18 protein-coding genes and 1 other RNA gene are annotated in these 22,735 nt (G+C 53.7%); 9 read left to right on the plus strand and 10 right to left on the minus strand.

The window, feature by feature from the left end:
- Window positions 1-32: 32 nt before the first annotated feature.
- The 7 genes from DK261_RS26045 (at window position 33) to DK261_RS26075 (ending at window position 8,280) form a co-directional block, all read left to right on the plus strand.
- Window positions 33-857 carry a (Fe-S)-binding protein gene (locus tag DK261_RS26045; protein WP_110176778.1) on the plus strand — a complete coding sequence of 275 codons (825 nt, stop codon included), beginning with the start codon at window positions 33-35 and terminating at the stop codon, window positions 855-857.
- Window positions 854-2,311 carry a LutB/LldF family L-lactate oxidation iron-sulfur protein gene (locus DK261_RS26050; RefSeq protein WP_028681630.1) on the plus strand — a complete coding sequence of 486 codons (1,458 nt, stop codon included), beginning with the start codon at window positions 854-856 and terminating at the stop codon, window positions 2,309-2,311. The genes DK261_RS26045 and DK261_RS26050 overlap by 4 nt, the downstream gene beginning before the upstream one ends.
- Window positions 2,308-2,979: a lactate utilization protein gene (locus DK261_RS26055; protein WP_110176780.1), complete on the plus strand. Its 672-nt coding sequence runs from the start codon at window positions 2,308-2,310 to the stop codon at window positions 2,977-2,979. The genes DK261_RS26050 and DK261_RS26055 overlap by 4 nt, the downstream gene beginning before the upstream one ends.
- Window positions 2,976-5,786: an FAD-binding and (Fe-S)-binding domain-containing protein gene (locus DK261_RS26060; RefSeq protein WP_110176782.1), complete on the plus strand. Its 2,811-nt coding sequence runs from the start codon at window positions 2,976-2,978 to the stop codon at window positions 5,784-5,786. The genes DK261_RS26055 and DK261_RS26060 overlap by 4 nt, the downstream gene beginning before the upstream one ends.
- 291 nt (window positions 5,787-6,077) lie before the next feature.
- Window positions 6,078-6,365: a hypothetical protein gene (locus DK261_RS26065; RefSeq protein ID WP_053268187.1), complete on the plus strand. Its 288-nt coding sequence runs from the start codon at window positions 6,078-6,080 to the stop codon at window positions 6,363-6,365.
- 79 nt (window positions 6,366-6,444) lie between these two features.
- Window positions 6,445-6,836: a transfer-messenger RNA gene (ssrA, locus tag DK261_RS26070) on the plus strand.
- 187 nt (window positions 6,837-7,023) lie between these two features.
- Entirely contained in the window at window positions 7,024-8,280 is a 1,257-nt protein-coding gene (locus DK261_RS26075) for an integrase domain-containing protein (RefSeq protein WP_110176784.1), read from the plus strand.
- Between the two features lie 146 nt (window positions 8,281-8,426).
- On the opposite strand, the gene DK261_RS26080 is transcribed toward DK261_RS26075, so the two are convergent.
- The 5 genes from DK261_RS26080 to DK261_RS26100 form a co-directional block, all read right to left on the minus strand.
- Complete coding sequence (locus DK261_RS26080) at window positions 8,427-8,696, minus strand: hypothetical protein (protein ID WP_110176786.1); 270 nt, start codon at window positions 8,694-8,696, stop codon at window positions 8,427-8,429.
- Window positions 8,693-9,673, minus strand: coding sequence for an integrase domain-containing protein (locus DK261_RS26085; protein ID WP_110176788.1), 981 nt, complete (start codon window positions 9,671-9,673; stop codon window positions 8,693-8,695). The genes DK261_RS26080 and DK261_RS26085 overlap by 4 nt, the downstream gene beginning before the upstream one ends.
- A complete protein-coding gene (locus DK261_RS26090) occupies window positions 9,657-10,010 on the minus strand; it encodes a hypothetical protein (RefSeq protein ID WP_110176790.1) in 354 nt (117 codons plus the stop codon). Before DK261_RS26090 ends, DK261_RS26085 begins: the two co-directional genes overlap by 17 nt.
- A complete protein-coding gene (locus DK261_RS26095; RefSeq protein WP_110176792.1) occupies window positions 9,997-11,403 on the minus strand; it encodes a YfjI family protein in 1,407 nt (468 codons plus the stop codon). The genes DK261_RS26090 and DK261_RS26095 overlap by 14 nt, the downstream gene beginning before the upstream one ends.
- Before the next feature lie 1,067 nt (window positions 11,404-12,470).
- Window positions 12,471-13,007 carry a LasR-specific antiactivator QslA gene (locus DK261_RS26100; RefSeq protein ID WP_110176794.1) on the minus strand — a complete coding sequence of 179 codons (537 nt, stop codon included), beginning with the start codon at window positions 13,005-13,007 and terminating at the stop codon, window positions 12,471-12,473.
- A 534-nt stretch (window positions 13,008-13,541) separates the two neighbouring features.
- Between DK261_RS26100 and DK261_RS26105 the strand changes: the two genes are divergently transcribed.
- Window positions 13,542-13,874 (plus strand): hypothetical protein, encoded by a 333-nt coding sequence (locus DK261_RS26105; RefSeq protein WP_110176796.1) that lies wholly within the window; start codon window positions 13,542-13,544, stop codon window positions 13,872-13,874.
- 358 nt (window positions 13,875-14,232) lie between these two features.
- Complete coding sequence (locus tag DK261_RS26110) at window positions 14,233-14,928, plus strand: SLATT domain-containing protein (RefSeq protein WP_110176798.1); 696 nt, start codon at window positions 14,233-14,235, stop codon at window positions 14,926-14,928.
- 65 nt (window positions 14,929-14,993) lie between these two features.
- Here the strand turns inward: DK261_RS26110 and DK261_RS26115 are convergent, their stop codons facing one another.
- From DK261_RS26115 to DK261_RS26135, 5 genes are read right to left on the minus strand one after another with little or no spacing between them, the layout of a single operon-like run.
- Window positions 14,994-16,754, minus strand: a complete 1,761-nt coding sequence (locus DK261_RS26115) for a DNA adenine methylase (RefSeq protein ID WP_177411729.1) — start codon at window positions 16,752-16,754, stop codon at window positions 14,994-14,996.
- Window positions 16,751-17,506, minus strand: coding sequence for a class I SAM-dependent methyltransferase (locus tag DK261_RS26120; RefSeq protein WP_110176800.1), 756 nt, complete (start codon window positions 17,504-17,506; stop codon window positions 16,751-16,753). Before DK261_RS26120 ends, DK261_RS26115 begins: the two co-directional genes overlap by 4 nt.
- Window positions 17,506-20,037 (minus strand): diguanylate cyclase, encoded by a 2,532-nt coding sequence (locus DK261_RS26125; RefSeq protein ID WP_110176802.1) that lies wholly within the window; start codon window positions 20,035-20,037, stop codon window positions 17,506-17,508. Before DK261_RS26125 ends, DK261_RS26120 begins: the two co-directional genes overlap by 1 nt.
- On the minus strand, window positions 20,034-20,984 hold the full coding sequence (locus tag DK261_RS26130) for an HAD-IIB family hydrolase (protein ID WP_146218553.1): 951 nt from the start codon (window positions 20,982-20,984) through the stop codon (window positions 20,034-20,036). The genes DK261_RS26125 and DK261_RS26130 overlap by 4 nt, the downstream gene beginning before the upstream one ends.
- Window positions 20,962-21,966, minus strand: a complete 1,005-nt coding sequence (locus DK261_RS26135; RefSeq protein WP_110176805.1) for a DNA adenine methylase — start codon at window positions 21,964-21,966, stop codon at window positions 20,962-20,964. Before DK261_RS26135 ends, DK261_RS26130 begins: the two co-directional genes overlap by 23 nt.
- Between the last annotated feature and the right edge of the window lie 769 nt (window positions 21,967-22,735).

Below are 22,735 nucleotides of genomic sequence, written 5' to 3' on the forward strand. Positions count from 1 at the left end.
CGGATAACCGGGACCACCCGGAGACACGCCTGATGAGCGAGCTTTTTTACAACGCCGTGCCTAACGTGACCCGTGTCGCACCGCCCTTGGCCGAACCGCGCCAGTACCCCAGCGAGAAACCGTCGCGGGTCTACCTGTTCGGCACCTGTGTGGTCGACCTGTTCTACCCCGAAGCGGGGATGGATGCGATTCACCTGCTCGAGCGCGAAGGCATTCGCGTGGAGTACCCGCAAGGGCAAAGCTGCTGCGGACAACCGGCCTACACCTCGGGTTACACCGAGCAGGCGCGCACCGTGGCCCGCTCGCAACTGGCGCTGTTCGCCGGCGACTATCCGGTGGTGGTGCCGTCGGGTTCCTGTGCGGGGATGATTCGCGAGCACTACGCGGACTTGTTCAAGGATGAGCCGCAGACCTTGAAGCAGGTGCAGGCCCTGGCCGAGCGCACCTACGAGCTGGCGGAGTTCCTGTTGCACGTGTGCAAGGTGCAGCTCAAGGACAGTGGCGAGCCGATCAAGGTGGCTCTGCACACCTCCTGCTCGGCACGGCGCGAGATGAACACCCACCTGCACGGTCGTGAGCTGCTGGCACAACTGGGCAACGTGGAGCGGGTAGAACACGACCACGAAAGCGAATGCTGTGGCTTTGGCGGGACTTTCAGCGTCCGAATGCCGGACATCTCCGGCGCGATGGTCGCGGACAAGACCCGCGCGCTGAAGGAATCCGGCGCCCACCAGGTACTGAGCGCCGACTGCGGCTGCTTGATGAACATCAACGGTTCGCTGGAGAAACAACGGGAAGCGCTGCGCGGCCAACACCTGGCCAGCTTCCTCTGGCAGCGTACCGGAGGTGCCGCATGAGCGCCCCCGAGCTGATTCCGACCCTGACCGTGTCGGACGATTTTCGCACCCGGGCCCACCAGGCCCTCGGTGACCAACAACTGCGGAACAACTTTCGCAGTGCCATGGATTCCCTCATGGCCAAACGTGCGGCCTCGTTCAGCGATGCCCACGAACGCGAACACCTGCGGGCCCTGGGCAATGCGATCAAGGCCCGTGCGTTATCCAAGCTGCCCGACCTGCTCGAGCAGCTTGAACAGAACCTGACCCGCAACGGTGTGACAGTGCACTGGGCGGAAACGGTGGACGAGGCCAATGGCATCGTCCTCTCGATCATCCGGGCTCACGAGGCGCGGCAAGTGATCAAGGGCAAATCGATGGTCAGCGAAGAGATGGAGATGAACCATGTCCTCGCTGAACAAGGCATTGAATGCCTTGAGTCGGACATGGGCGAGTTCATCGTCCAGCTCGACTTTGAGAAGCCTTCACACATAATCATGCCGGCGATCCACAAGAACGCCGGTCAGGTCGCGTCCTTGTTCCACGACAAACTTGGCGTGGAGTACACCAAGGACGTTGACCACCTCATTCAGATCGGTCGCAGGGTCCTGCGGCAGAAGTTCTTCGAAGCAGACATCGGCGTCTCCGGCGTCAACTTCGCCGTGGCCGAGACCGGCACCCTGCTGCTGGTGGAAAACGAAGGCAACGGCCGCATGTCCACCACCGTGCCGCCCGTGCACATCGCCGTCACCGGCATCGAGAAAGTCGTCGAGAACCTGCGCGACGTGGTGCCGCTGCTGTCGCTGCTGACCCGCTCGGCGCTGGGCCAGCCGATCACCACCTACGTCAACATGATCTCCGGCCCGCGCCAGGAGCATGAACTCGACGGCCCGCAGCAAGTGCACCTGGTGCTGCTCGACAACGGCCGCAGCCAGGCCTTCGCCGACAGCGAATTGCGCCAGACCCTGAACTGCATCCGCTGCGGCGCCTGCATGAACCATTGCCCGGTCTACACCCGTATCGGCGGCCACGCCTACGGCGAGGTCTACCCCGGCCCCATCGGCAAGATCATTACCCCGCACATGGTCGGCCTGGCCAAGGTGCCGGACCATCCGAGCGCGTCTTCGCTGTGCGGCGCCTGCGGCGAAGTGTGTCCGGTGAAGATCCCGATCCCGAGCCTGCTGCGCCGCCTGCGCGAAGAGAACGTCAAGGCTCCGGACAGCCCCCACCAGGTGATGCGCGGCCAGGGCAGCAAATACTCGCGCAAGGAACGTTTCATCTGGAACGCCTGGGCCCGGCTCAACAGTTCGCCGACCCTGTATCGCCTGTTCAGCCTGGCGGCCACCCGCCTGCGCGCGCTGACCCCGAGCAACGTCGGCCCCTGGACGCAAAACCATAGTGCACCGAAACCCGCCGCCCGGTCGTTGCACGACCTGGCCCGCGAGCATCTGGCCAAACAGGGAGAACGTCGATGAGCGCCAAACAGAACATCCTCGGCAAGCTGCGCAACAGCCTGACCGGTACCACGCCGATTGTGGATAACTTCGATGAGGCGCTGGTCACCGAGCCTTATACCTACAGCCCGGAACAGCGCATCCCGCAGTTGCGTAAGCAGATGGAAGCGGTGCACACCGAAATCCACCAGACCACCGGCCAGGATTGGCCAGCGCTGCTCGCCCGCCTGCTGGGCGAGCGCCAGTTGCCGAGCCTGCTGATCGCCCCGACCACGCCCCACGGCCAGCGCGTCAGCCAATACTGGGCCGAGCATCCCGGGCTGCCGACGTTGAAGGCCTACGATCGGCCGGTCGAGGAGTGGAAAGCCGAGCTGTTCAACGACACCCCGGCCAGCCTCACCACCACCCTCGGCGCCATCGCCGCCACCGGCAGCCTGATCCTCTGGCCGACCCGCGAAGAACCGCGGCTGATGAGCCTGGTGCCGCCGGTGCATTTCGCCCTGCTCAAGGCCAGCGAGATCCGCGACAACTTCTATCAGGTCCAGCAGGAATACGCCTGGGCCCAGGGCATGCCGACCAACGCGCTGCTGGTGTCCGGCCCGTCGAAGACCGCCGATATCGAGCAGGTCCTGGCGTACGGCGCCCACGGTCCGAAAGACCTGATGGTGCTGATTCTGGAGGACCAATGAGTCTACCGGCGGCTTTTCTGCGTGATGCGCAACAACTGATTCCCCAGGAGCGGCGTTTCGACGATCCGCTCTCCACCCTGGCCTTCGGCACCGACGCGAGTTTTTATCGGCTGATTCCGCAACTGGTGATCCGCGTCGAGTCCGAAGACGAAGTGGTGGCCCTGCTCAAGCTGGCCCAGCGCGACCGGGTGCCGGTGACCTTCCGCGCCGCCGGCACCAGCCTGTCGGGACAGGCCATCAGCGACTCGGTGCTGCTGGTGCTCGGCGACAATTGGAATGCCCGCGAGATCCGCGACCAGGGCCAGCAGATCCGCCTGCAACCGGGGGTAATCGGCGCCCAGGCCAACGCCTGGCTGGCACCGTTCGGGCGCAAGATCGGCCCCGACCCAGCCTCGATCAACGCCTGCAAGATCGGCGGCATCGTCGCTAACAATGCCAGCGGCATGTGCTGCGGCACCGCGCAAAACACCTACCACACCCTGGCCGGCCTGCGCCTGGTGCTGGCCGACGGCACCCGCCTGGACACCGAAAATGCCGCCAGCGTCGCGGCCTTTCGCAGCAGCCACGGCGAGCTGCTGGAGCGCCTGGCCAGCCTGGGCCGCGAGACCCGCGCCAACAGCCAACTGGCGGCGAAGATCCGCCACAAGTACCGCCTGAAAAACACCACCGGCCTGTCCCTCAACGCCCTGGTGGATTTCGATGAGCCGCTGGACATCCTCAGCCACCTGCTGGTGGGCTCCGAGGGCACCCTCGGCTTTATCAGCGCGGTGACCTACGACACGGTGATCGATCACCCGCACAAAGCCTCGGCGCTGATCGTCTTCCCGGATGTGGAAACCTGCTGCAACGCGGTGACCGCGCTGAAAAGCCAGCCGGTGTCCGCCGTGGAACTGCTGGACCGCCGCAGCCTGCGCTCGGTGCAGGACAAACCTGGAATGCCGGCGTTCGTCCAACAGCTGTCCGCCAATGCCTGTGCGCTGCTGATCGAATCCCGTGCTGCTTCATCCGCGCTGCTGCAGGAACAACTGGCGCAGATCATGGCGTCCCTCGCCCCTTTCCCGGTGGAGAAGCAGGTCGACTTCACCGAAGACCCGAAGGAAAACGCCAAGCTCTGGGCGATCCGCAAGGACACCTTCCCCGCCGTCGGCGCGGTGCGCAAGACCGGCACCACGGTGATCATCGAAGACGTGACCTTCCCGGTGGAACAGCTGGCCATCGGCGTCAATCGCCTGATCGCGCTGTTCGACAAGCACAGCTACGACGAAGCGATCCTGTTCGGCCATGCGCTGGAGGGCAATCTGCATTTCGTCTTCACCCAGGGCTTCAACAGCGCCGAGGAAGTGGCGCGCTACCAGGCCTTCATGGATGACGTGGCGCAGCTGGTGGCGGTGGAATTCGGCGGCTCGCTCAAGGCCGAGCACGGCACCGGGCGCAATATGGCGCCCTTCGTCGAGCTGGAATGGGGCAGCGATGCCTACCAGTTGATGTGGCAACTCAAGCGCCTGCTCGACCCCAACGGCATCCTCAACCCGGACGTGGTGCTCAGCGAAGACCCGCAGATCCACCTCAAGCACCTCAAGCCGCTGCCGGCGGCCGACGAGATTGTGGATAAGTGCATCGAGTGCGGTTTCTGCGAGCCAGTGTGCCCGTCCAAGGGGCTGACCCTGAGCCCGCGCCAGCGCATCGTGATCTGGCGCGATATCCAGGCCCGCAAACGCGCCGGCGTCGACACCAGGGAACTGGAAGCGGCCTATCAATACCAGGGCATCGACACCTGCGCCGCCACCGGCCTGTGCGCCCAACGCTGCCCGGTGGGCATCAACACCGGCGAGCTGGTGAAGAAACTGCGCAGCCAGCATGCCAGCCACGTCAAGGCGGCCGATTGGCTTGGCTCGCATTTCGCCGCCACCTTGCAAGGCGCGCGTTTCACCCTGCATGTGGCCAACGGTGCGCGGATGCTGTTGGGGGCGCCACGCCTGGCCAGGGTTTCGGCGGCGCTGAGCAAACTGTCCAAGGGCCAGGTGCCGCAATGGACCAGCGCCATGCCCCAGCCGGAACGCGCCATTCGGTTCAGCCCGGCGATCAGCGACCCGCGGCCACGGGTGGTCTATCTGGCGGCCTGTGTGTCGCGGGTGATGGGCCCGGCGGCCGGGGACAAGGAGCAAAGCTCGCTCTACGACAAGACCCGCGGCCTGCTGGAAAAAGCCGGTTACCAGGTGGTGATCCCGGACAATGTCGACAGCCTGTGCTGCGGCCAGCCGTTCGCCTCCAAGGGCTACGCGGAACAGGCCGAGCACAAGCGCCAGGAACTGATCGGCGCCCTGCTCCACGCCAGCCGCGGCGGCCTCGACCCGATCTACTGCGACACCAGCCCCTGCACCCTGCGCCTGGTGCAGGACCTGGGCGACGTGCGCCTGGACCTGTACGACCCGGTGCGCTTCATCCGCACTCACCTGATGGACAAGCTCGAGTTCACCCCTCAGGAAGCGCCGGTCGCCGTACACGTCACCTGCAGCACCCAGCACCTGGGCGAGAGCCAGGCGCTGATCGATCTGGCGCGGCGTTGCAGCAATAACGTGGTGATCCCGGAAGGCATCCATTGCTGTGGTTTCGCCGGCGACAAGGGCTTCACCACCCCACAGCTCAACGCCCACGCCCTGCGCAGCCTCAAGGACGCGGTGCAGCATTGCAGCGAAGGCATCTCCACCAGCCGCACCTGTGAAATCGGCCTGAGCCAGCATGGCGGGATCGACTACCACGGGCTGGTGTACCTGGTGGATCGGGTGACCCGGGCTAGAACGGTTTGATCGGCATGTACCAACTGTAGGAGCGAGCTTGCTCGCGATGGACTTGAGAGCGCTGCATTTACCCAGTAAATACGCGCTACCGTTAACGACCATCGCGAGCAAGCTTCGCTCCTACACAGGCATTAGGTGTTGCCCGCATGTTCAGTGGTCATGACGCCGGTCAGAAAAATAGAACCCTGCCCCACCACCGCAGTCCACAGATCGAGCTTCCCAAAACGGGAGTTTCCCGAGAACTCGGCAATCCGTGCTGATGGCCAGCAACGCCTGGCCCTTCAGTTCAAGGAGACGCATATGAAACGTTCTGTACTGTCAGGCCTGTTCGTCACCGCTTCGCTCCTGGCCTCCCCCAGCTTCGCCGGGAACCAGGAAGACCTGTGCCAGATGAACCTGCAAACCATCCGCGACGCCCGGACCAGCATCCAGGCCGCGGACCTGCAGGCCAACATCGACGCCACCGTGCAACAAGCCCAGGCGGCCCAGGCGAAAAACACCGAGGAAGGCACCAAGGAATGCATCGCCCTGACCACCCGCGCGATCCAGAGCATCCAGAACAGTGCCAAGGGTGAAGGCGGCGGCTAACCGGTCCCGCCTTCGGGATGGCCTTGCGGGCCATTTTGGCGTAGACTGTACAAACCTGCTGGTAATGCACAGCAGGTTCGGGGCCGTTTAGGATTCGACGCCGGTTGCGAAACTTTAGGTGCATGCCGAGTTGGTAACAGAACTCGTAAATCCACTGTTGCAACTTCCTATAGTTGCCAATGACGAAACCTACGGGGAATACGCTCTCGCTGCGTAAGCGGCGCTAGCCTTCCTTCTGGTACCTTCGGGTCCAGCAATCATCAGGGGATGTCTGTAAACCCGAAATGATTGTCATACAGAACAGAATCGCCGTGCAGTACGTTGTGGACGAAGCGGCTAAAACTTACACAACTCGCCCAAAGCACCCTGCCCGTCGGGTCGCTGAGGGTTAACTCAATAGACACGGCTACGCATGTAGTACCGACAGCGGAGTACTGGCGGACGGGGGTTCAAATCCCCCCGGCTCCACCACTTCATCATCTAAAGACGTCCACGGACGTCTTTTTTTGTGCCTGAAATCCAGTAAATACGGGGGTTTCATGGCTATTGGGGGCTTTCTAGGTTTTTAGAGTTCCAGGCAATTTGGTATTCCCAATGGTATTCCCGGCTACCCGGCGCTAATCTTGGGAATACCAAAAGGTGTCATGGAGTACTTCTCATGTGCGCTCAAACCACCCGCCTCTCCGACCGCCAGCTCAAGGCGGTCAAACCGAAAGAGAAGGATTACGTCCTCACGGATGGCGACGGCCTCCAACTGCGAGTCAGGGTCAATCGCTCGATGCAGTGGAATTTCAACTACCGGCATCCCATCACCAAGAATCGAATCAACATGGCACTCGGCTCTTATCCCGAGGTTTCTCTTGCGCAAGCGAGGAAGAAAACTGTTGAGGCCAGAGAGCTGCTTGCACAGGGCATCGACCCAAAAGCTCAGCGCAATGAGCTGCAGGAAGCCAAACGAGCGGAAACGGAACACACCTTCGAGAACGTGGCCACCGCCTGGTTCGAGCTGAAGAAGGATTCCGTCACGCCGGCGTATGCCGAAGACATTTGGCGCTCCCTCACACTGCATGTTTTTCCGAGCATGAAATCAACGCCTCTCTCCGAAGTCAGCGCCCCAATGGTCATCAAGCTCCTTCGTCCGATTGAGGCCAAAGGCAGCCTCGAGACAGTTAAGCGAGTGAGCCAGCGCCTTAACGAGATCATGACCTACGGGGTCAATTCCGGAATGATCTTTGCCAACCCTCTCAGCGGCATTCGAGCGGTATTCAAGAAACCTAAGAAAGAGAACATGGCTGCGCTACCACCAGATGAGCTTCCGGAGCTCATGATGGAAATCGCGAACGCCAGCATCAAGCGGACGACCCGCTGCCTGATCGAATGGCAGCTACACACTATGACCCGCCCTGCCGAAGCGGCGACTACCCGATGGGCAGACATCGACTTCGAAAAGCGCATCTGGACCATCCCTCCGGAGCGAATGAAAAAGCGTCGTCCGCACACAATTCCGCTGACCGAACATGCACTCTCGTTATTGGAGACGCTTAAGCCCCATAGCGGCCACAGGGAATATGTGTTCCCGTCAGATAGAAATCCGCGCACCCACGCGAATAGCCAGACAGCCAACATGGCATTGAAACGAATGGGCTTTCAGGACCGCTTAGTCAGCCACGGCATGCGCTCCATGGCCAGCACAATTCTGAATGAGCATGGGTGGGATCCGGAGCTAATCGAAGTCGCGCTGGCGCATGTCGATAAAGACGAAGTTCGAAGCGCCTACAACCGGGCGGATTACATCGAACGCCGGCGTCCGATGATGGCCTGGTGGAGTGAACATATCCAGAAGGCAGCCACCGGCAGCCTGTCGGCATCCGCCATCAATCAAACCAGGGACCGTAACGTCGTGCCGATACGCTGAGCAGGCGACAATTCGTGCCGTGCAGCAGGGCGACTGAAGTGGCGACTGTCGCTAAATCAGCCGCATGCCTGCGCTTCTTCGGCCAAGCCCCTAAGTATGGGAAGGCTCCGCATTCCCATACTTAGGGGCTCACGCTTAAAGATCTATCAGACAACCACGAGTTGCGCCTTTCTGCGGCGGATCAGCCCTGCTGTTAACTCATAGTAATAGATGGTCGCTGGTGCTGAGCTACGCAGGTAGTGCTCTAAAAACCATCTGGTGTGCTTTTCCTTCCAGGACCAAGGGGTCGCACAACTCCAGCGTTCACGAATCGCCTCGTGCATCCGTTCTGCCTGCCTGATATGCCGCTGCCGCGTGGCATGCGCACCTTTGAGCACGGGGCTCAGAAACAACGCCATATCGAACTCGGACTTCATCGACGACCTCCGATGTAGGCACTCACCACGTCGATGCGGTTATGCCCCAACTCGTGGCTGATCTGCTGACGTGCACGCTGATCGAGTGCTCGATCCTCTCGCTGACCACGACCGCCATTGATGGGCGCGGAGAAGCCGGTCAGTTGTTCATAGCGCTCACAGGCGTAAGCCGCCCGCAGTTCATGAAAGCCTTTCAATCCATGCTCATGCATGATGTCCCGCGCCGGTCGTACGATTGTCTGTAAGAAATCTTTGTAGCTTTCATCAGGTGTTAACAGATTCCGACTGCCCTTGGGTGAGGCCTCGCTGGCCCTGTCGAGGGCGCCACGAACTTGATCAGTGACCGCAATCCAACGCGGTGCCGATGCGCCTGATCGACCGCCTTTGGTGCCGTCCTGGATATTGATCTTGCCCAGTTGCCGAGCCTCAAGTTGCAGCCGGGGCAAGTCCGCCAAGATCGCTTCACGCAGGCGCATGCCGGTCTCCCGAGCGAGGAGCACGATGGCACTCACCCTCAGTTGCTGTCGCTCTGACAGCGCTTGCGCAATCAGCCTGACCTGCACACGGTCTTGGCCTTGTGGCGCCTCACTACGCACGCTTGAGCGCTGCAAGCCAAGCGCCTTACTTGGACTCGGGATTTTGACGTATTGATCACCGCGCAGCGCAGCCATCGTTCGGTTCACGCTGGACAGTCGGTTCTGCGCGGTAGCGATGCCGACGTTGCCCTGATCAACCTGCTCCCGCACGTGGACGGCGTACCGCATTAGGACTTCGCGGTCGATCTGTCGCGCATCATTGAGCCTCGGCCCTTCCTCGGATAGACACCAACGCACGAAAGCCTGCCAGCGATCACTATGGGCTTTGACGGTAGCAAAATGGCCGTCGCCAAACAGGTCTTTCAGTGCTTGCGCTCCGGCATAGCTGAGCTGGCGACCGAAGCCGAAATTGCGCCCTGCTCGCTTACCGACCCGAGCCATTTTTCTGCTCCTGATCGGCTGCTGCGATCTCATGCAAAAGGGCTCGCCAGTGCGCACTTACGATCGCGAACTGAGCCCAATCAGTCGGGCGAAAACACAGCGTGTTGTCGGTGACGTAAAGATGCGCGCCCTGCTCCTCCAACCATTGGATAATGGAGGTCGTCGAGGTGATAGTTCTATGGGGGGTGGCGACACCGGCGACACCGGCGACAACCCCTGCCTTGCCTACCTTTGAGCGTGGCGACAAAGTGGCGACAGTACCGGCGACAAATCGCACTTTCGGCTCCTTTTCGCGTTGAGCCAGATGGTTGCGCAGCGCTTCATCAAGATTGAACATGGCGCACCTCGAAGGTGTGGCCGTCGGAGATCAACCACTGATGATCAATCAACTCGACCAGCAGCTTTGCGGCATGACGACTGCTCTTGCGAGCAAAGCGGGGACCGTTGCGATTCAGATCTCGAATACTGAAGCGCTTCCAATCCTTGACTTGCAGCCAGCGCAACAGCCGGTCCGCCTCTTCTTTTACCCTGCACACCGGCTCCTGCTCGGTCAGGCGCTGGATCTCGGTGAGGTAGTAGCCAACTAAGGCCGAGGCCCGCTGGATATGGTCGACCTCCACGACACTGCTCTCCTCCACAACGGCCAAAATGCCGGCGACGCGCAAAAGGTTGTCGGCGGCCTTCGAACCGCTGGGCCGCACGCTGGCCAGCTCGCCAAACTCACCCAGTTGAGCTTCGATAGCATCATGCAAATCAATCCAGCGACGACGCGCGAGCGGACTGAGGCTCAGCTTTGACAGTTGCAAGGCTCCGTCAGCGGAAAGTGACCAAGGCTGATAAAACAGAGCCGAAAGGCGGTGATGATATCGCTTGAGGACAGCGTCTTTGGACAAGTCGACAGCCTGATAACTGCGTTGTCCGGCCAGGCTGGTGGGCCAGGTCATGAGGCAGCGACCGAGAATGCCTTGCCCCTGCAGCAACGGGTCACTGAGTAACTGCATGGCTAGATACGGTTGCAGCATCAGGTGCAGGCTCAGGCGTCGATCGTAAGCTCGCAAGCTTTCACCCACCATGGACCGCGCGCGATCTAACGGACTGCCGTCCCAGAGTGACGACAAGGTCGTAACCGCTTTCAAACGGTTATCCCGACTCATGGTGCTGCTACCGAGGAATTGTCCCCCCTCGTCACAGAACAGGCCCATGCTCGGCAAGTCATGGCAGAGTCCCTTGATCAGGGCCTCGATAGTCGGATCCGTGGTGATCAGCCTAGGTGCTGAGGGCTCCGCTTCAAGCGGTACGCCGTTTGTGGGGTTGGGATCGCCAGGGTTGATACGCTGCGCCTGTCGCTGCGCGACACGGTACCGGGCGAGTTGTTCGCGATAGCGCTGCCACTGCTCACGCTCCCATTGCCGTGCGGGCAGCAATGCAAAACGATCTGCCGCCGTTTTGCGATCGCCGGATGCGGCCACGGTGATCAGGTACAGCGACAGCGGATAATTTCTCCCATCGAGCTGTAAGCCCGCATGACCTTGAGTAGCCAGCGCCGAAGCAGCCAGCACCGATTGTGCAGCCAATGCCTGGGGCACCCCGATGACCTCAGCCATGCGTTCGACTGCAGGCCCAAGAATCCCACCCAGTGCCTGCACCGGATAAGGCTGGGCCACGGGATTCGACTCAATCAGCGGTCGAGGTAGTTTTGGTAGTTCAAGCTTCGGATCTAACTGCTGCATGGGCCGTCTCCTCGTTCATTGCTGGTTGTCCTCACGTAGTCCCGCCACGGCTGTTGAGTGTTATCAGGGATCAAGGCCCCTGCGGCCTGTGAGGTGTTCACTGACGTGGAACGAACGGCTCCTTACGACCGGGAGCAAGGGCATGACCCCATGAATCTGGCCTCCTTAGACGCATCCGAAGATGCGGGCGGGTAGAGGCTGTGCCGACTGACGAGTTCGGCACCTGGAGATCCTGAGCGGGAGAAGGCAACAACATCGACACCTGGGGCATGCCTGACTGTCAGTCAGGTGCAGCCTTTCCATAGGCTGCAGCACCAGTGCCTGTGCTGTTGCGGAGGGTGACGAATCTGATTTGTCAGGCCGATTGTCACGAGGAGAATTGCGGCAATGCCCTGTACGACGTGGATTGCAGCAGTGATACGAGCGCCCGTCTCTTTCCAGAAGAAAGAGACGGGCGCCGATTGGCGCAGCTAAGTGTGCCGAGAGATGAAGTTGCTGCAGTGCAGCGAGGAAGGTCCATCGTCTGCCGTAACGGGCAGATAAATCGAGTAGACATCCATCACTCTTGGGGGAGTGACCGTGCGAGCCGCCGGACGCTAATCGCACTTCGGGAGAACCACCACCAAGTGGCGTAGCCTTGAAGGTTCTGACTACCTGGGCAGGTGCTGTCAACGACAGCGATCCGTGCGCCAATATTTATACCCACTCGAAAAAGCGGTCAAGCGTCACAGCCAATGCACTGAGAAAGTGGCGACTGTCGCCACTTCTGTCGCCATGCTCCAGACCACTTTATGCGTGGGTTGTCGCCGGCGTCGCCGCTGTCGCCACACCTACATCCATGCCTAACGAAAAGACTCGGACGCACACTGAATAACGTTGCGCTCGATGGAAGTCGCGGAGAATTACTGATGGTGAAAGCAGGCGTGGTGGGAATTAAATTTGAGCATGGGAGAGTGGAACGCGGCAGCTTCGAGAAAAAGCGAGTGAACCCTCCGATCGGCGCGATCAAAGATCGCTTGATCGGAGGGTTTGGCCCGAAAAGCAAATCTCAAACGTCAACTACAGACTCAGGCATCAAAGCGGGTTGATTGGGAAGTGACGGCCTCACGTCGCATGATCAGCGTCTGCTGCAACCGCAGCAGAAAACCTGCTTCAAATGCCTCTTGTGGATCACCTTGACGATGACGTTTTCGGTTCTGAGACAGCGCCCACCATAACGGTAATGATGAGCCTTCAAGCCAAGCCTCTGCGCAACGAACACCCGCTTTTATTACCGGAGCGAACTCATCGCCCCACGGAGTTTGAATCGCGGGAGCGCCTTCAGCGGATGGGACAGAGACATACTCATGGATCTTTTGATGAACGCTTTGAGCTGGAATACCGGTCAAATTTCGGAATGCCTTGTCGTACAAAACGGCGGCGTCATCCAATAGCTCTACTGCCAGCTCAACGTCTTGCGGAAAATGAAGCAGAATACTCTGGGCTCCATTCAGCCGAAGCGTGGCAGCCTGCCGCAGTTTAATCGCTGCATCTTCAGGGGTGAGCGATGACGTATCGATGCTGTTGGGTTTGGGGAGGCCGATTAGAAGCGAAAGATCAAACATCACGGAATCCTCCGAGATAGTTTGCTGCTTGAACCATTTGGCCGGGGTGGCGCACGAGCTTAAAAGGGGGACAGGTCATTTTCCTTATCTCCTCGGACAGTTAAGGAGCCGTCCACCCAGCCGTTCTGACACGAAATGGGTGGCGGACCGTACGGGGGTCAGAAACCGGCGTCCGAGGGAACCGGCCAGGCCGAAGCCTGCCCCGCACGGACCGCCATAGAAAAGCAGCAGCTAAGCCTATGTAAGCACCTAATAGCTGGCTATGGCGCTATGCGCCTCGAACAATTCAGGTTCTGACACCCGTCCACGGGATTGACCGTGGCGGAACAAAGCGTAAATGTGAAGCAGTGATAAAACAAGCATGCAGTATCAATGAGCTATACATCCGAATGAAGCTGCCGGCCAGACGATGACGCCCGACGGTAACTGGTGGCAATCCACCGCTTCAGGTCTGACCTAGGGACGACTACTGCAGAGTCCGACTACGCTGATAGAATCGGCATGGTTGTACATAACGCCCTTATGAGAAATGTTATGAATACAGAATTGACGGAAGAAGAGATGCGCCGGGCGCTATTCGGTGACTCTCAGTCCCCTGCGCCAGCAATTAACACACACGTGCAAGACACCGTACCGGATGTCGTGACGGTACAACCGGTAAACGCAGCGAAGAAAAAGAAAGTCTCAAAAGGCTTCACGCCTAGGCTGAGAGTCACGCTGCGGGTGGGAAATGAATTTGAAGGCAACATGCACGAGATGATACATGAGGCTGACACCCTGAGCTCCCTTGTAGCAGAGCAAGAGGCTACTAAGGCGGCCAGAAAAAAATTCAGATTCGTGCAAGTGGTATCGGTCAAATCAATGTAAGAGGACACTTTCACTAGACATTAAACCGAGTTCAGCTATCGCGAGTCACAAAAGCGACTAGCTCGCTCACATCATCAGCCACAAGCCTATCCTATTCGCCCGCTTTCACACACACCAAATTGAAACTCATTAGCCAAAAAATATATGATAGCTTACTTCACGCCAGCGTTGAAAACTTACCCTCTCAATGCTGAAACTCGCTTTAAGCCCAAAAACATAATAAGCTGACGCTAGAAATCCCCATACTGAGTTGTTCGATATCGCTGAAAAATTTATCGCTATAAATTTTCACCCGATTTCGAAAACCGAAGAAAAACCATAAACAGTCTAATTAACACATTGGAACGAGTCGAGAATCATGGACAGAAACAAATACCTCCTCCTAGAATTGGCCAATCTTGAAGTAGACTCAAAAATCGGAAAAGATAGACACTTTATCGCTGCAGACCGTAAAAACATCAGAAGAATAGCACTTGGTCTTTTTTCAGTAATAGGGACAGCCATTATTGCATCCAAAGCCATAAAAGACGTATTTCAAGCTATCACACCAATTTCTGGCTATGAAGCCTTATTTATTTCAACCATTTCATTATTAGTAGGCGTATCCACGGCAATACTTGGTTTTTTAGGTCTTGAAAAACAAGTATCACAGCACAGGCTGGTGGGAAACATGTACATTGAAGTGTCTCGAAAAGCAAGACGCCTAATAAATCGGCTTCATGAAGGAGAAGACGCAGACATTATAAAAAGCGAGTTTCAAACTATACTAACCGAATACCTTAGCATAAACAAAGAGGGCGAATCGTGTCCTACCTCCAAGAAAGACTCGATCAAGTCACTTGCCCAAAATAGCTCTTCTAGGGGAAAAATCAAAAGCGAGATAAAAAAACAGGATGATCAAGCGATGCAGTTGACATCACCACCTAAAACACACTCTCTAAAAAAGCTTGTAAGCAACGGTTTGAAAATTCGCGCAGCAGAGTTTTTTTGTTATGTGAAATTAATTAGCATTTCAAACCGTGACGTTTACATAGAAACAATCGCAAAAAAATAAACCAATTAAAAGCAAAAGCTCCCGCAACAGGCATTACGGGAGCTAAACATACATAATGGAACAAATTAATTTTTAATCAAAATCGCATACTCTCGTACAGCTTTCGACTTATGCTTTCCTTGTCCCTTATATGAATGCCCCATGCCAAACACATCTATCTTCCTTCCCTCAGTCGATATACGATCAAGAATATTTTCAACTGACGCGACTCCAACACTTGAGTAGCTCCATAGGCAAGACCAACCTTTACTCAAGGACGTCTCGATAATATCAACAATTAAATCCTCGATCAGCCTAGTATTTCTAGTCGCAAATGATGATGCAAACCTACCGGCATCACCTCTCTTAGGCATTGATGCCTTGTCCTGGACAACAGGATAGTCATATCTTACTAGCGTTTCTAAGATGTGATAATAACGACTATATTCATCACGCGTATAAGGTGGATCTAGGTAGACACAGACTGACTCACCGGCGAGATCATTTTCAGCTTCTTTAACGGCATTCTCCCAAGGACCAGGGACCGACTTTACTCCGTAACGAGTTTTAGAGCTTTCCTCTCCCAAACTTGTAAGCCGCACAAAAAACTCGTGCGAAATCGATAACCCTCTACATACGACTAAATCAGACGCAAGCAAACTCAAGCGGGCCTCGTCAACACCATCAAATTTAGGTTGCGCAAAATGACCGCCATATGAATATGCACACGAACTAGTGGCACACAATAGTGCACCTAAAGCCCATGAACGCTCCTCCTCATCCCCCAGCTGATCAATGGCGTAACGTAAACTATCAATTTCAGCTGACTGCCTGACTCCAAAGAAGAGATTCGCATAATACGTGCTGAACAAAAGGTATGGAGCAGTGTGATTATCAATCTGCCGTTCAGCCACCAAATCAGAAATGGTCTGCGCCGTTTCCATTTTGGAATTATTGATCCTAGCGTATTCAGAAATCCATTTATACAACTGACTTTTAACTGAAGGAGTCAATTCGGAAGCTAAAAAGTCATTCTCAATATCTATATTAGCCTTGACGTAATCAGGAAGGCTCTCATAATGAGAGCGAGCCAATATTAAAACCTCATCGGCTACCTTCAGTGCTCGCTGAGCATCGAAGCCTCCCCCTTGTACTTTTGCAAGTAATCTCGAAAACTCCTGCGCATCGGACGCGAGAGTAACCCATTCACGACTAAAATATCCCGATGCTGCCCCTGACCCACACATTAGATCAATGACTACCGTGTCTGAAGCAAGCAGGGTGTGCATAATTTCGGAAAGATATGGAGCAAAAAAAGCTTTGGATCCCATGTAATGTGCAGAACGAGAAAATTGGGTCGTTCTAGAGTTAAGCAAAGATGATGTTCTTTTCTTAGCGCTGCGCACTCGTTCCAGCAAAGAAGGAAATCGACTATTTATATCATAAGCTCCGAGCAACACCTGCCCCCAAACCTCAACATCCTTATTACCAGTATAGGATTGTTGCTCCGATTGAATCCAGTAAGGTAGAAGTTGGAGTAATATTTCTTCTCCCTCTGTATCTCCATCAGCCTGCGCAAGACCGTCACTAATTACAGTCCCTTCTCCTAACAAGAGCTCCTCCGCGCTAGGAAATAAGGAACTTGGGTGAGGATTAATATAAGGATTAAGCTCAGCCTGTAGCGCTAGCGCCTCTACACGATCAAACTGAGCAGAAGAGCAAATAAAACTATCTCTAGCTTCTATTTTCGCCAATACCGACCTAGAAAACCATGTACTAGATTTTCCAGTGTGCTCGTCAATCACTTTAACAAGTGGCCGTCGCTCGGAGGTATCTTGCTTGCTCATTCCTCACCAACCTTTCGTACGTACATCATATCTCCAAACACCGAAGGAGAAGTTATAATCTCAGCATTCGGATAGACTGATAGTAACTCCGAAAACCATATAACCCCCTGGGATTTATGGAAGTTGGCCGCCCATATACCGCCCACTCGTATACGGTCGAAAACCTTAGCTATTATCTCTGCACTCACTGATCTGTAATGCAGCACATAGCAACACACCACTAAATCAAAGCACTCAAGTTGAAGCGCATCCAATTGCTGTTCATTTAATACCTCCAGACCTATCGCACTTGCATAGTCGCGATTTTCTTGAACAAAATCAAACCCAAAAAGATTATCAAGATTCCGGTATACAGCACTAGCGAGTACTGTCCCCGGTCCGCAGCCGAAATCAAGTACGCTCTTAATAGGAAATGCACATAGTTTACGAGCCTCTTCATAAAGAGATTCGTAACAGCCAACATTTACACTCTTATCAATGGTCGCATTATATGTATCACCAGCAATTTCAAAAAACAACAAATGGATCACTTCTTGGCGATGCGCACTTTGTAAGGGTTGAACTACAAAACAGGATTCAAAAATCCTATTATACCCTCTTACCTCCAACTCTAAAAATTGCTCACGTGTAATATCGCCAAAGCATTTCCATAGCGAAAAATTGGCGCTATGATTAACGACTTTAAAGTCCATTGTGAGTAAGGAAGCATTTGGGGGATCATCATGCTTATAACCAACAATAAACGTCGCCATCAGTCGCTAGCCATATCTACAATTTGTTTTGCGACCCGCGTATGAAACTCGTCGCTCCCGATGTGCAAGCTCAGAGCAACGTAATTCAACTCTCCAAGCTTGACTGTATCTGCCCCTAAACCTGCAGTCTCTGCAACTTTTTGAGTTAACTGTTCAGCCAACTGTATTGAACCATACAAACTGTAGGGCAGCCCAATAAACGCCTCGACTGTACGCCAAACGAATACAAAATCGAGCATAACGGAGTTAGACAAGAATCTGGGAGTTGACCAAATTGATATCAAACCAAGAGGGCGAGGTTCTCCCTTATCGTCTGGAACATGAGGAACCACCAAACATGCTCTACGAGTTGAGCGTGGCGCGTGAACTTGCCGCACATACTTAGCCAAGTACTTACAATAAGCTAAAACCTGAGAATCCTTATCCAGCTCTTTTCTTATCACTCCGCCCTCTAACAAAAGGACAGAACTGGCGTACTCGTTCAAATTTTGCTTTTGACGAACAAGGTAGTCTGGAACCTGATCTTCTGAAGGATTAGTCAACTTTAACTTAAACGCTATTAGTTCTCTTTGCTCCTGCCCAGAATCATCTGTCGCCAACCGGACATCATTAGTCTTACGCAGGGTATCTACAATAAGCGGATACGCGACTCTCGCAGTGGTGCAAACGATTCCCTCGCTCTGTTCTAAAGGTACTGCTTTTACCATAGGGCGCTGTAACGAAGGCTCTTCGCTCCGGGCATCACTAGCGACAGTTACTGTACTTCCAGAGAAAGCCTGATAGGAAGTATAAAGACTTTCAAGAAACTCCTCATCGTTCTTTACCACTAAAACATTTTCGTGAAGACGCGTGGCTAGATCCTGAACCACATTAGTAGTAAGGCCAGTAAGGCTAGCGATTTCGTCATTTGTCCATGACTCGGGATCCGTCAACCGTTTATAAATTTCGGTAGTTTCGACATCTTCACCCCATATAATAATTTTTGAAGGTTTATTAGCTTTATCCAATGCAGAAACGACTTGTGCCAGCGCCGCCTGCCAAAAATCGGGAAGCCCGCCACCCGTTTTAGGCCTAACGTCTACACGAACATGATCGATCAGAAAATCTTCCGGTAGCTTTCTGCCGCCGGGAGTTCTCGGAATCTGATCGAAGCCTATTTGTACTCCTACTGCTATACCTTCGAATTTATTTAATTCACCATTAGAAACTAAATTACCAAAATTCAAACAACCGTCTACCTCTGCTTCAACGCCTCCCCAAATCGGTGTCCCATTGAATATGACCTCGCACAACCCAGAACTATCACTCCAGTTGAGCGCCAGTGTGTCATCTGAGACGTCGGACCAAGAATAGTTAACAGCGGCTTGAGATAAGGCATGCAAAATAGCGACTGTAACTGCGCCTTGCGAAATTTCTGACGCAGGACCGGATCGTGTGAGCAGCGAAAGCTCGTCACATTCTTTAGTAAGATTTGCACCAAACCATGTCAAAACCGCCGAAACAGCATCGTTAACTTTAGCCGGATCAGGTGGATTATCTGAGAGACGGCTAACCTCTTTGACTATTAGATTTAGGCGCTCGTCTGCGAAGCAGTTTTCAATCTTATTTCGACTTTTCGAAAGACACAACCCTAACTTCAGATAGTTACTCAACTTTGCTTGATAACTGTATTCATCATCAATGGCCGGCTGTCTTCTTTCAAAATTTATTGTACCGCGTCGCTTTTTCTTCTGAACCGTTCCATCTTTAGTAAGTTCTTCGCAGATGTCTTTTATTGAAGAAAGGTCCCGAGTTATTTCATCCAAGCTTCTAGTAACAACTCCTGCGGTCATACCTATGCGAAAATCCTTAGCTCCGAAACTAAACTCTGCAACACGATTCTTAAGCTCCCAAAGCCGGGAACTTACATCCATTGCCTGATCGCAAGGTAAAACCAACAAAAACTCATCACCACCATCAATTAATGCTAGCCCACCTAAGTCTTTACACAGCTTATGCATCTCTCCATAAACGAGCCTGATCGCTTTATTGCCTTCGCTATGGCTTGATTGATCATTCACATTTTTAAAATTATCTAAATCTATGTAAATTACGGAAAACTCAACAACTCCATGAAGAATAGACATCGGCAAAAGCGATTCCAATAGCATTTCTTCTGCATCGGATGCTTGCATGTTGAGTGCACCATGCTTCCGATATTCCCGCCCCCATACATCAACAAGCGCCGTTATGAGGTGATGAAGCTGTTGTTGAACACTGAGTTCGGTAGCCTGTGCAGAATCACCGACGTAAAGGGCGAGATCCGTTCCGACTCCATCTAGGCTATGTCTGATGGCAGGACTACCAGTACATAGTCCCCACTCATATTCGACATCTAGGACTTTAACCTGCAAACCGATTTTATCTATTCCCAAATGACTTCCTAACGCTTCCAGCCGTTTCTCTAAATCATAAGGCGATATAAAAAAAGACTGAGCATCACTTCTCAATTTGAGTATCGGATCCTTTGCTGCGCGCATTTTACTAATCATGCCTTCCGTGTCCTTCCGAATAATCGTTGGGCGCGCCGAACAATTTCGAGCACCTCAATTGCGGCGTTACCTGCACCTTGATTAGAGTAAAACTTACTTGATGCCCTTGCTGCATCAGATGAGTTTTTCACACTTACACTTATTCCTGCCCATGATAACAGCTCAACATCATTGTCGTTATCGCCAACCGCGAGTACATTTTCGGGCTGAATGCGATATCTATCGCAGAGAACTTTTAATCCAATTGCCTTGGAAGATTTTTCCGGCCGAATTTCTACATATGTAGATCCACTTGCAGTGACCGAAATTCCTGACACGCTGGACAACGCGTTGACTAGAGCTATTTTCTGCTCGCTCAACGTGGCGCTCATCAATGCCGCAACCACTTTGTCACTAGCAAGATTCATCTCCGAAAAAAGCTTTACCGGCATGCCATTGAAGTCCCTTTCTGGCTTGCTCTGAGGCGCCCCTACATAAAAAACACTTTCAATAGATGAAAGATCATTTATCAGCTTTGCTTCAGGGTCTACCGTATATATAAATAACGAAACGCTAGACAGGCCTTGTACTATCTTCAATATTTGAACAATAGAACACTCTGATATCTTTGTATGAGTGACCAAACTTTCGCTTTCCGGCTCAATAACAACGCTACCATTATATAAAATTAACGGAACTCGATTAAACCCGCCTAGCTGCTTAACTGTTGGAGACACGCCGGTGAGAGTTCTGCCTGTAGCGAGAGTCAATCGAACATTTCTACTAGGACCGCTCAGCAACCCAAACAAATGGATGAGGCGTTCGCCCAAGACTTCGCGCGGGCTAGATATAAGCGTTCCATCCAGATCAAAGGCTATGAGTTTTACCCGAGCAAACGGAAGTAGCTCCTGAGGGTTACAAAGAGCGTCGGGTAGGCAGCGAGGATCACTTGTTAATGATAAAGACATGATGCATTTGCTGCCTTGTGCCATTAGTCGACTGATATCCTAAAGCAGGAATTTCATGTACCTTGAGAGTACCCTGCGTGACCAGAGCTCGCTCTAACTCATTTAGGCAAATGTGAGCTCCATCTGCGTATTGCACCACCAACCGTTCCCAACTAACGGAGTTAATAAGATCCAAGAGATAAGGCAACCTCATTGCATTTCTTATTTGGCCGCCCATTGTCGAACGTACAACAGGCTGCCCACATTTACTATTTGAATCAACTGAAACCTCTTTGAACTTAGCAAGAGTTTCAGGAAGATGATAATATCTAGAATAATCTCGTCCATTATAAGGAGGATCAAGATAAAGGACCTCGAATGTCTTATCACTTAGATAACTAAGGGCATCACCTCTTACCGCTACCCCTCTAGGCCCTTCGACAAATCCTAGATACCATTCAAAACTGAATGTTTTCAATGCCTTTCTGTCCCACTTTTTCAAGTATGCATAATAGGTGCCCGCCGTATTCGCAACAGCATCCATACTATTCAACAAGGAAGCGATCAGAAACTTTTCTTCATCAACATCAATAAGCTCAAGAGTTTTCCAAGACTTAATCTCTAACCAAACAGCGCTTATTTTTGCTGCGTTCTCGGCCGTAAAAAAACCACGTACTTCTGCGTACTCTTTTACAAACCAACCCTCATCAGAACAAAGAGAATTTAGATGAATTAACAAACCCTCTTGCGAACTCACGCTTAGAAACTTCCTAACTCTGCTGAAGTTCGGCAGACCATCACAGACTAATCTTACGTGCTGAAATGCATTAGGGAAATGCAGCAAATCGCAGGCTGTGACTAAACACCCTCTTTTTTTGAATTCAGCGCCGATATTACCGAGCCCCCCGAATGCATCCGCAACGGTGGCATTTTTATAGCCATCTAAAGCTATATCAGCAACAACCGGCGCCGTTGAGGCCTTAGACCCGAAATATCTAAACATTCAATAACTCGTTTTTTATAGCCTAATCGCTATAGCACAAAAATTCTGCCATCGTACCATATTCGACGGAAGGCCTACCTGACCCAGACAGGATTCCATCAAGGCTCCCGAGGTAAGTCGGCGGACATTGGTGATCACCGTGGTCCCCTGACCTCCACCTCGCAACCTATCGAGACTCCCTCTAGGTATGGCCTGAAAAAGCCAGCCCTTGAAAAATTCACCCCAGCAATCCTGCGGGTTACAGAGCGACTGCTTTGCAAATTCAGGGCTTTTTCAGATGATCCGTAGGGACGTTGAGTAGCATTTCCGCATCCAGGGACTCTATTTATTCAAACCGTAATGCGGGATGGTAGCTCATGCCCCGATCGAAACTGAATTTTCAGGTCAGCACATCGCGCTTCGATTTGGCTGTCCTAGGCTGAGGGGGGAGGAATTCAGGCGGACAGCACATCCATGCACTCGGAGCGTTGGGCAAGTCTCTCAGCGGGAAACTGAAACTCTCTGCTGACCTCCGCTCCATTTCTATGAGACATCGTCGCTCCGCCCTAACGAAAGAAAATAAATGCCCGCACAACGCTTAGGTACATTTGAGTTCAGCAGATACAAAGCAACCTGTTACCCCATCTCAGCATCGTTTGCCGCCTAGGAATGCTTTAAAATTCCATCTGCTTGTACAGCCACCTCAATCAGCTCTTAACAGAAAAAACTTAGAAACACACAGAATGACGGGATCCTTAAATATGAATCCAGCGATGGTGAAAATATTTAG

The sequence above is a fragment of the Pseudomonas sp. RW409 genome, assembly GCF_003184125.1.
GTDB lineage: Bacteria > Pseudomonadota > Gammaproteobacteria > Pseudomonadales > Pseudomonadaceae > Aquipseudomonas > Aquipseudomonas chlororaphis_I.

Coding starts and splice junctions, on each gene's coding strand:
- DK261_RS26130 (WP_146218553.1), bottom strand. CDS start 20,984: ATGTCTTTATCATTAACAAGTGATCCTCGCTGCCTACCCGACGCTCTT.
- DK261_RS26120 (WP_110176800.1), bottom strand. CDS start 17,506: ATGGCGACGTTTATTGTTGGTTATAAGCATGATGATCCCCCAAATGCT.
- DK261_RS26080 (WP_110176786.1), bottom strand. CDS start 8,696: ATGAAGTCCGAGTTCGATATGGCGTTGTTTCTGAGCCCCGTGCTCAAA.
- DK261_RS26125 (WP_110176802.1), bottom strand. CDS start 20,037: ATGATTAGTAAAATGCGCGCAGCAAAGGATCCGATACTCAAATTGAGA.
- DK261_RS26075 (WP_110176784.1), top strand. CDS start 7,024: ATGTGCGCTCAAACCACCCGCCTCTCCGACCGCCAGCTCAAGGCGGTC.
- DK261_RS26110 (WP_110176798.1), top strand. CDS start 14,233: ATGGACAGAAACAAATACCTCCTCCTAGAATTGGCCAATCTTGAAGTA.
- DK261_RS26135 (WP_110176805.1), bottom strand. CDS start 21,966: ATGTTTAGATATTTCGGGTCTAAGGCCTCAACGGCGCCGGTTGTTGCT.
- DK261_RS26045 (WP_110176778.1), top strand. CDS start 33: ATGAGCGAGCTTTTTTACAACGCCGTGCCTAACGTGACCCGTGTCGCA.
- DK261_RS26055 (WP_110176780.1), top strand. CDS start 2,308: ATGAGCGCCAAACAGAACATCCTCGGCAAGCTGCGCAACAGCCTGACC.
- DK261_RS26050 (WP_028681630.1), top strand. CDS start 854: ATGAGCGCCCCCGAGCTGATTCCGACCCTGACCGTGTCGGACGATTTT.
- DK261_RS26090 (WP_110176790.1), bottom strand. CDS start 10,010: ATGTTCAATCTTGATGAAGCGCTGCGCAACCATCTGGCTCAACGCGAA.
- DK261_RS26115 (WP_177411729.1), bottom strand. CDS start 16,754: ATGAGCAAGCAAGATACCTCCGAGCGACGGCCACTTGTTAAAGTGATT.
- DK261_RS26105 (WP_110176796.1), top strand. CDS start 13,542: ATGAATACAGAATTGACGGAAGAAGAGATGCGCCGGGCGCTATTCGGT.
- DK261_RS26065 (WP_053268187.1), top strand. CDS start 6,078: ATGAAACGTTCTGTACTGTCAGGCCTGTTCGTCACCGCTTCGCTCCTG.
- DK261_RS26095 (WP_110176792.1), bottom strand. CDS start 11,403: ATGCAGCAGTTAGATCCGAAGCTTGAACTACCAAAACTACCTCGACCG.
- DK261_RS26085 (WP_110176788.1), bottom strand. CDS start 9,673: ATGGCTCGGGTCGGTAAGCGAGCAGGGCGCAATTTCGGCTTCGGTCGC.
- DK261_RS26100 (WP_110176794.1), bottom strand. CDS start 13,007: ATGTTTGATCTTTCGCTTCTAATCGGCCTCCCCAAACCCAACAGCATC.
- DK261_RS26060 (WP_110176782.1), top strand. CDS start 2,976: ATGAGTCTACCGGCGGCTTTTCTGCGTGATGCGCAACAACTGATTCCC.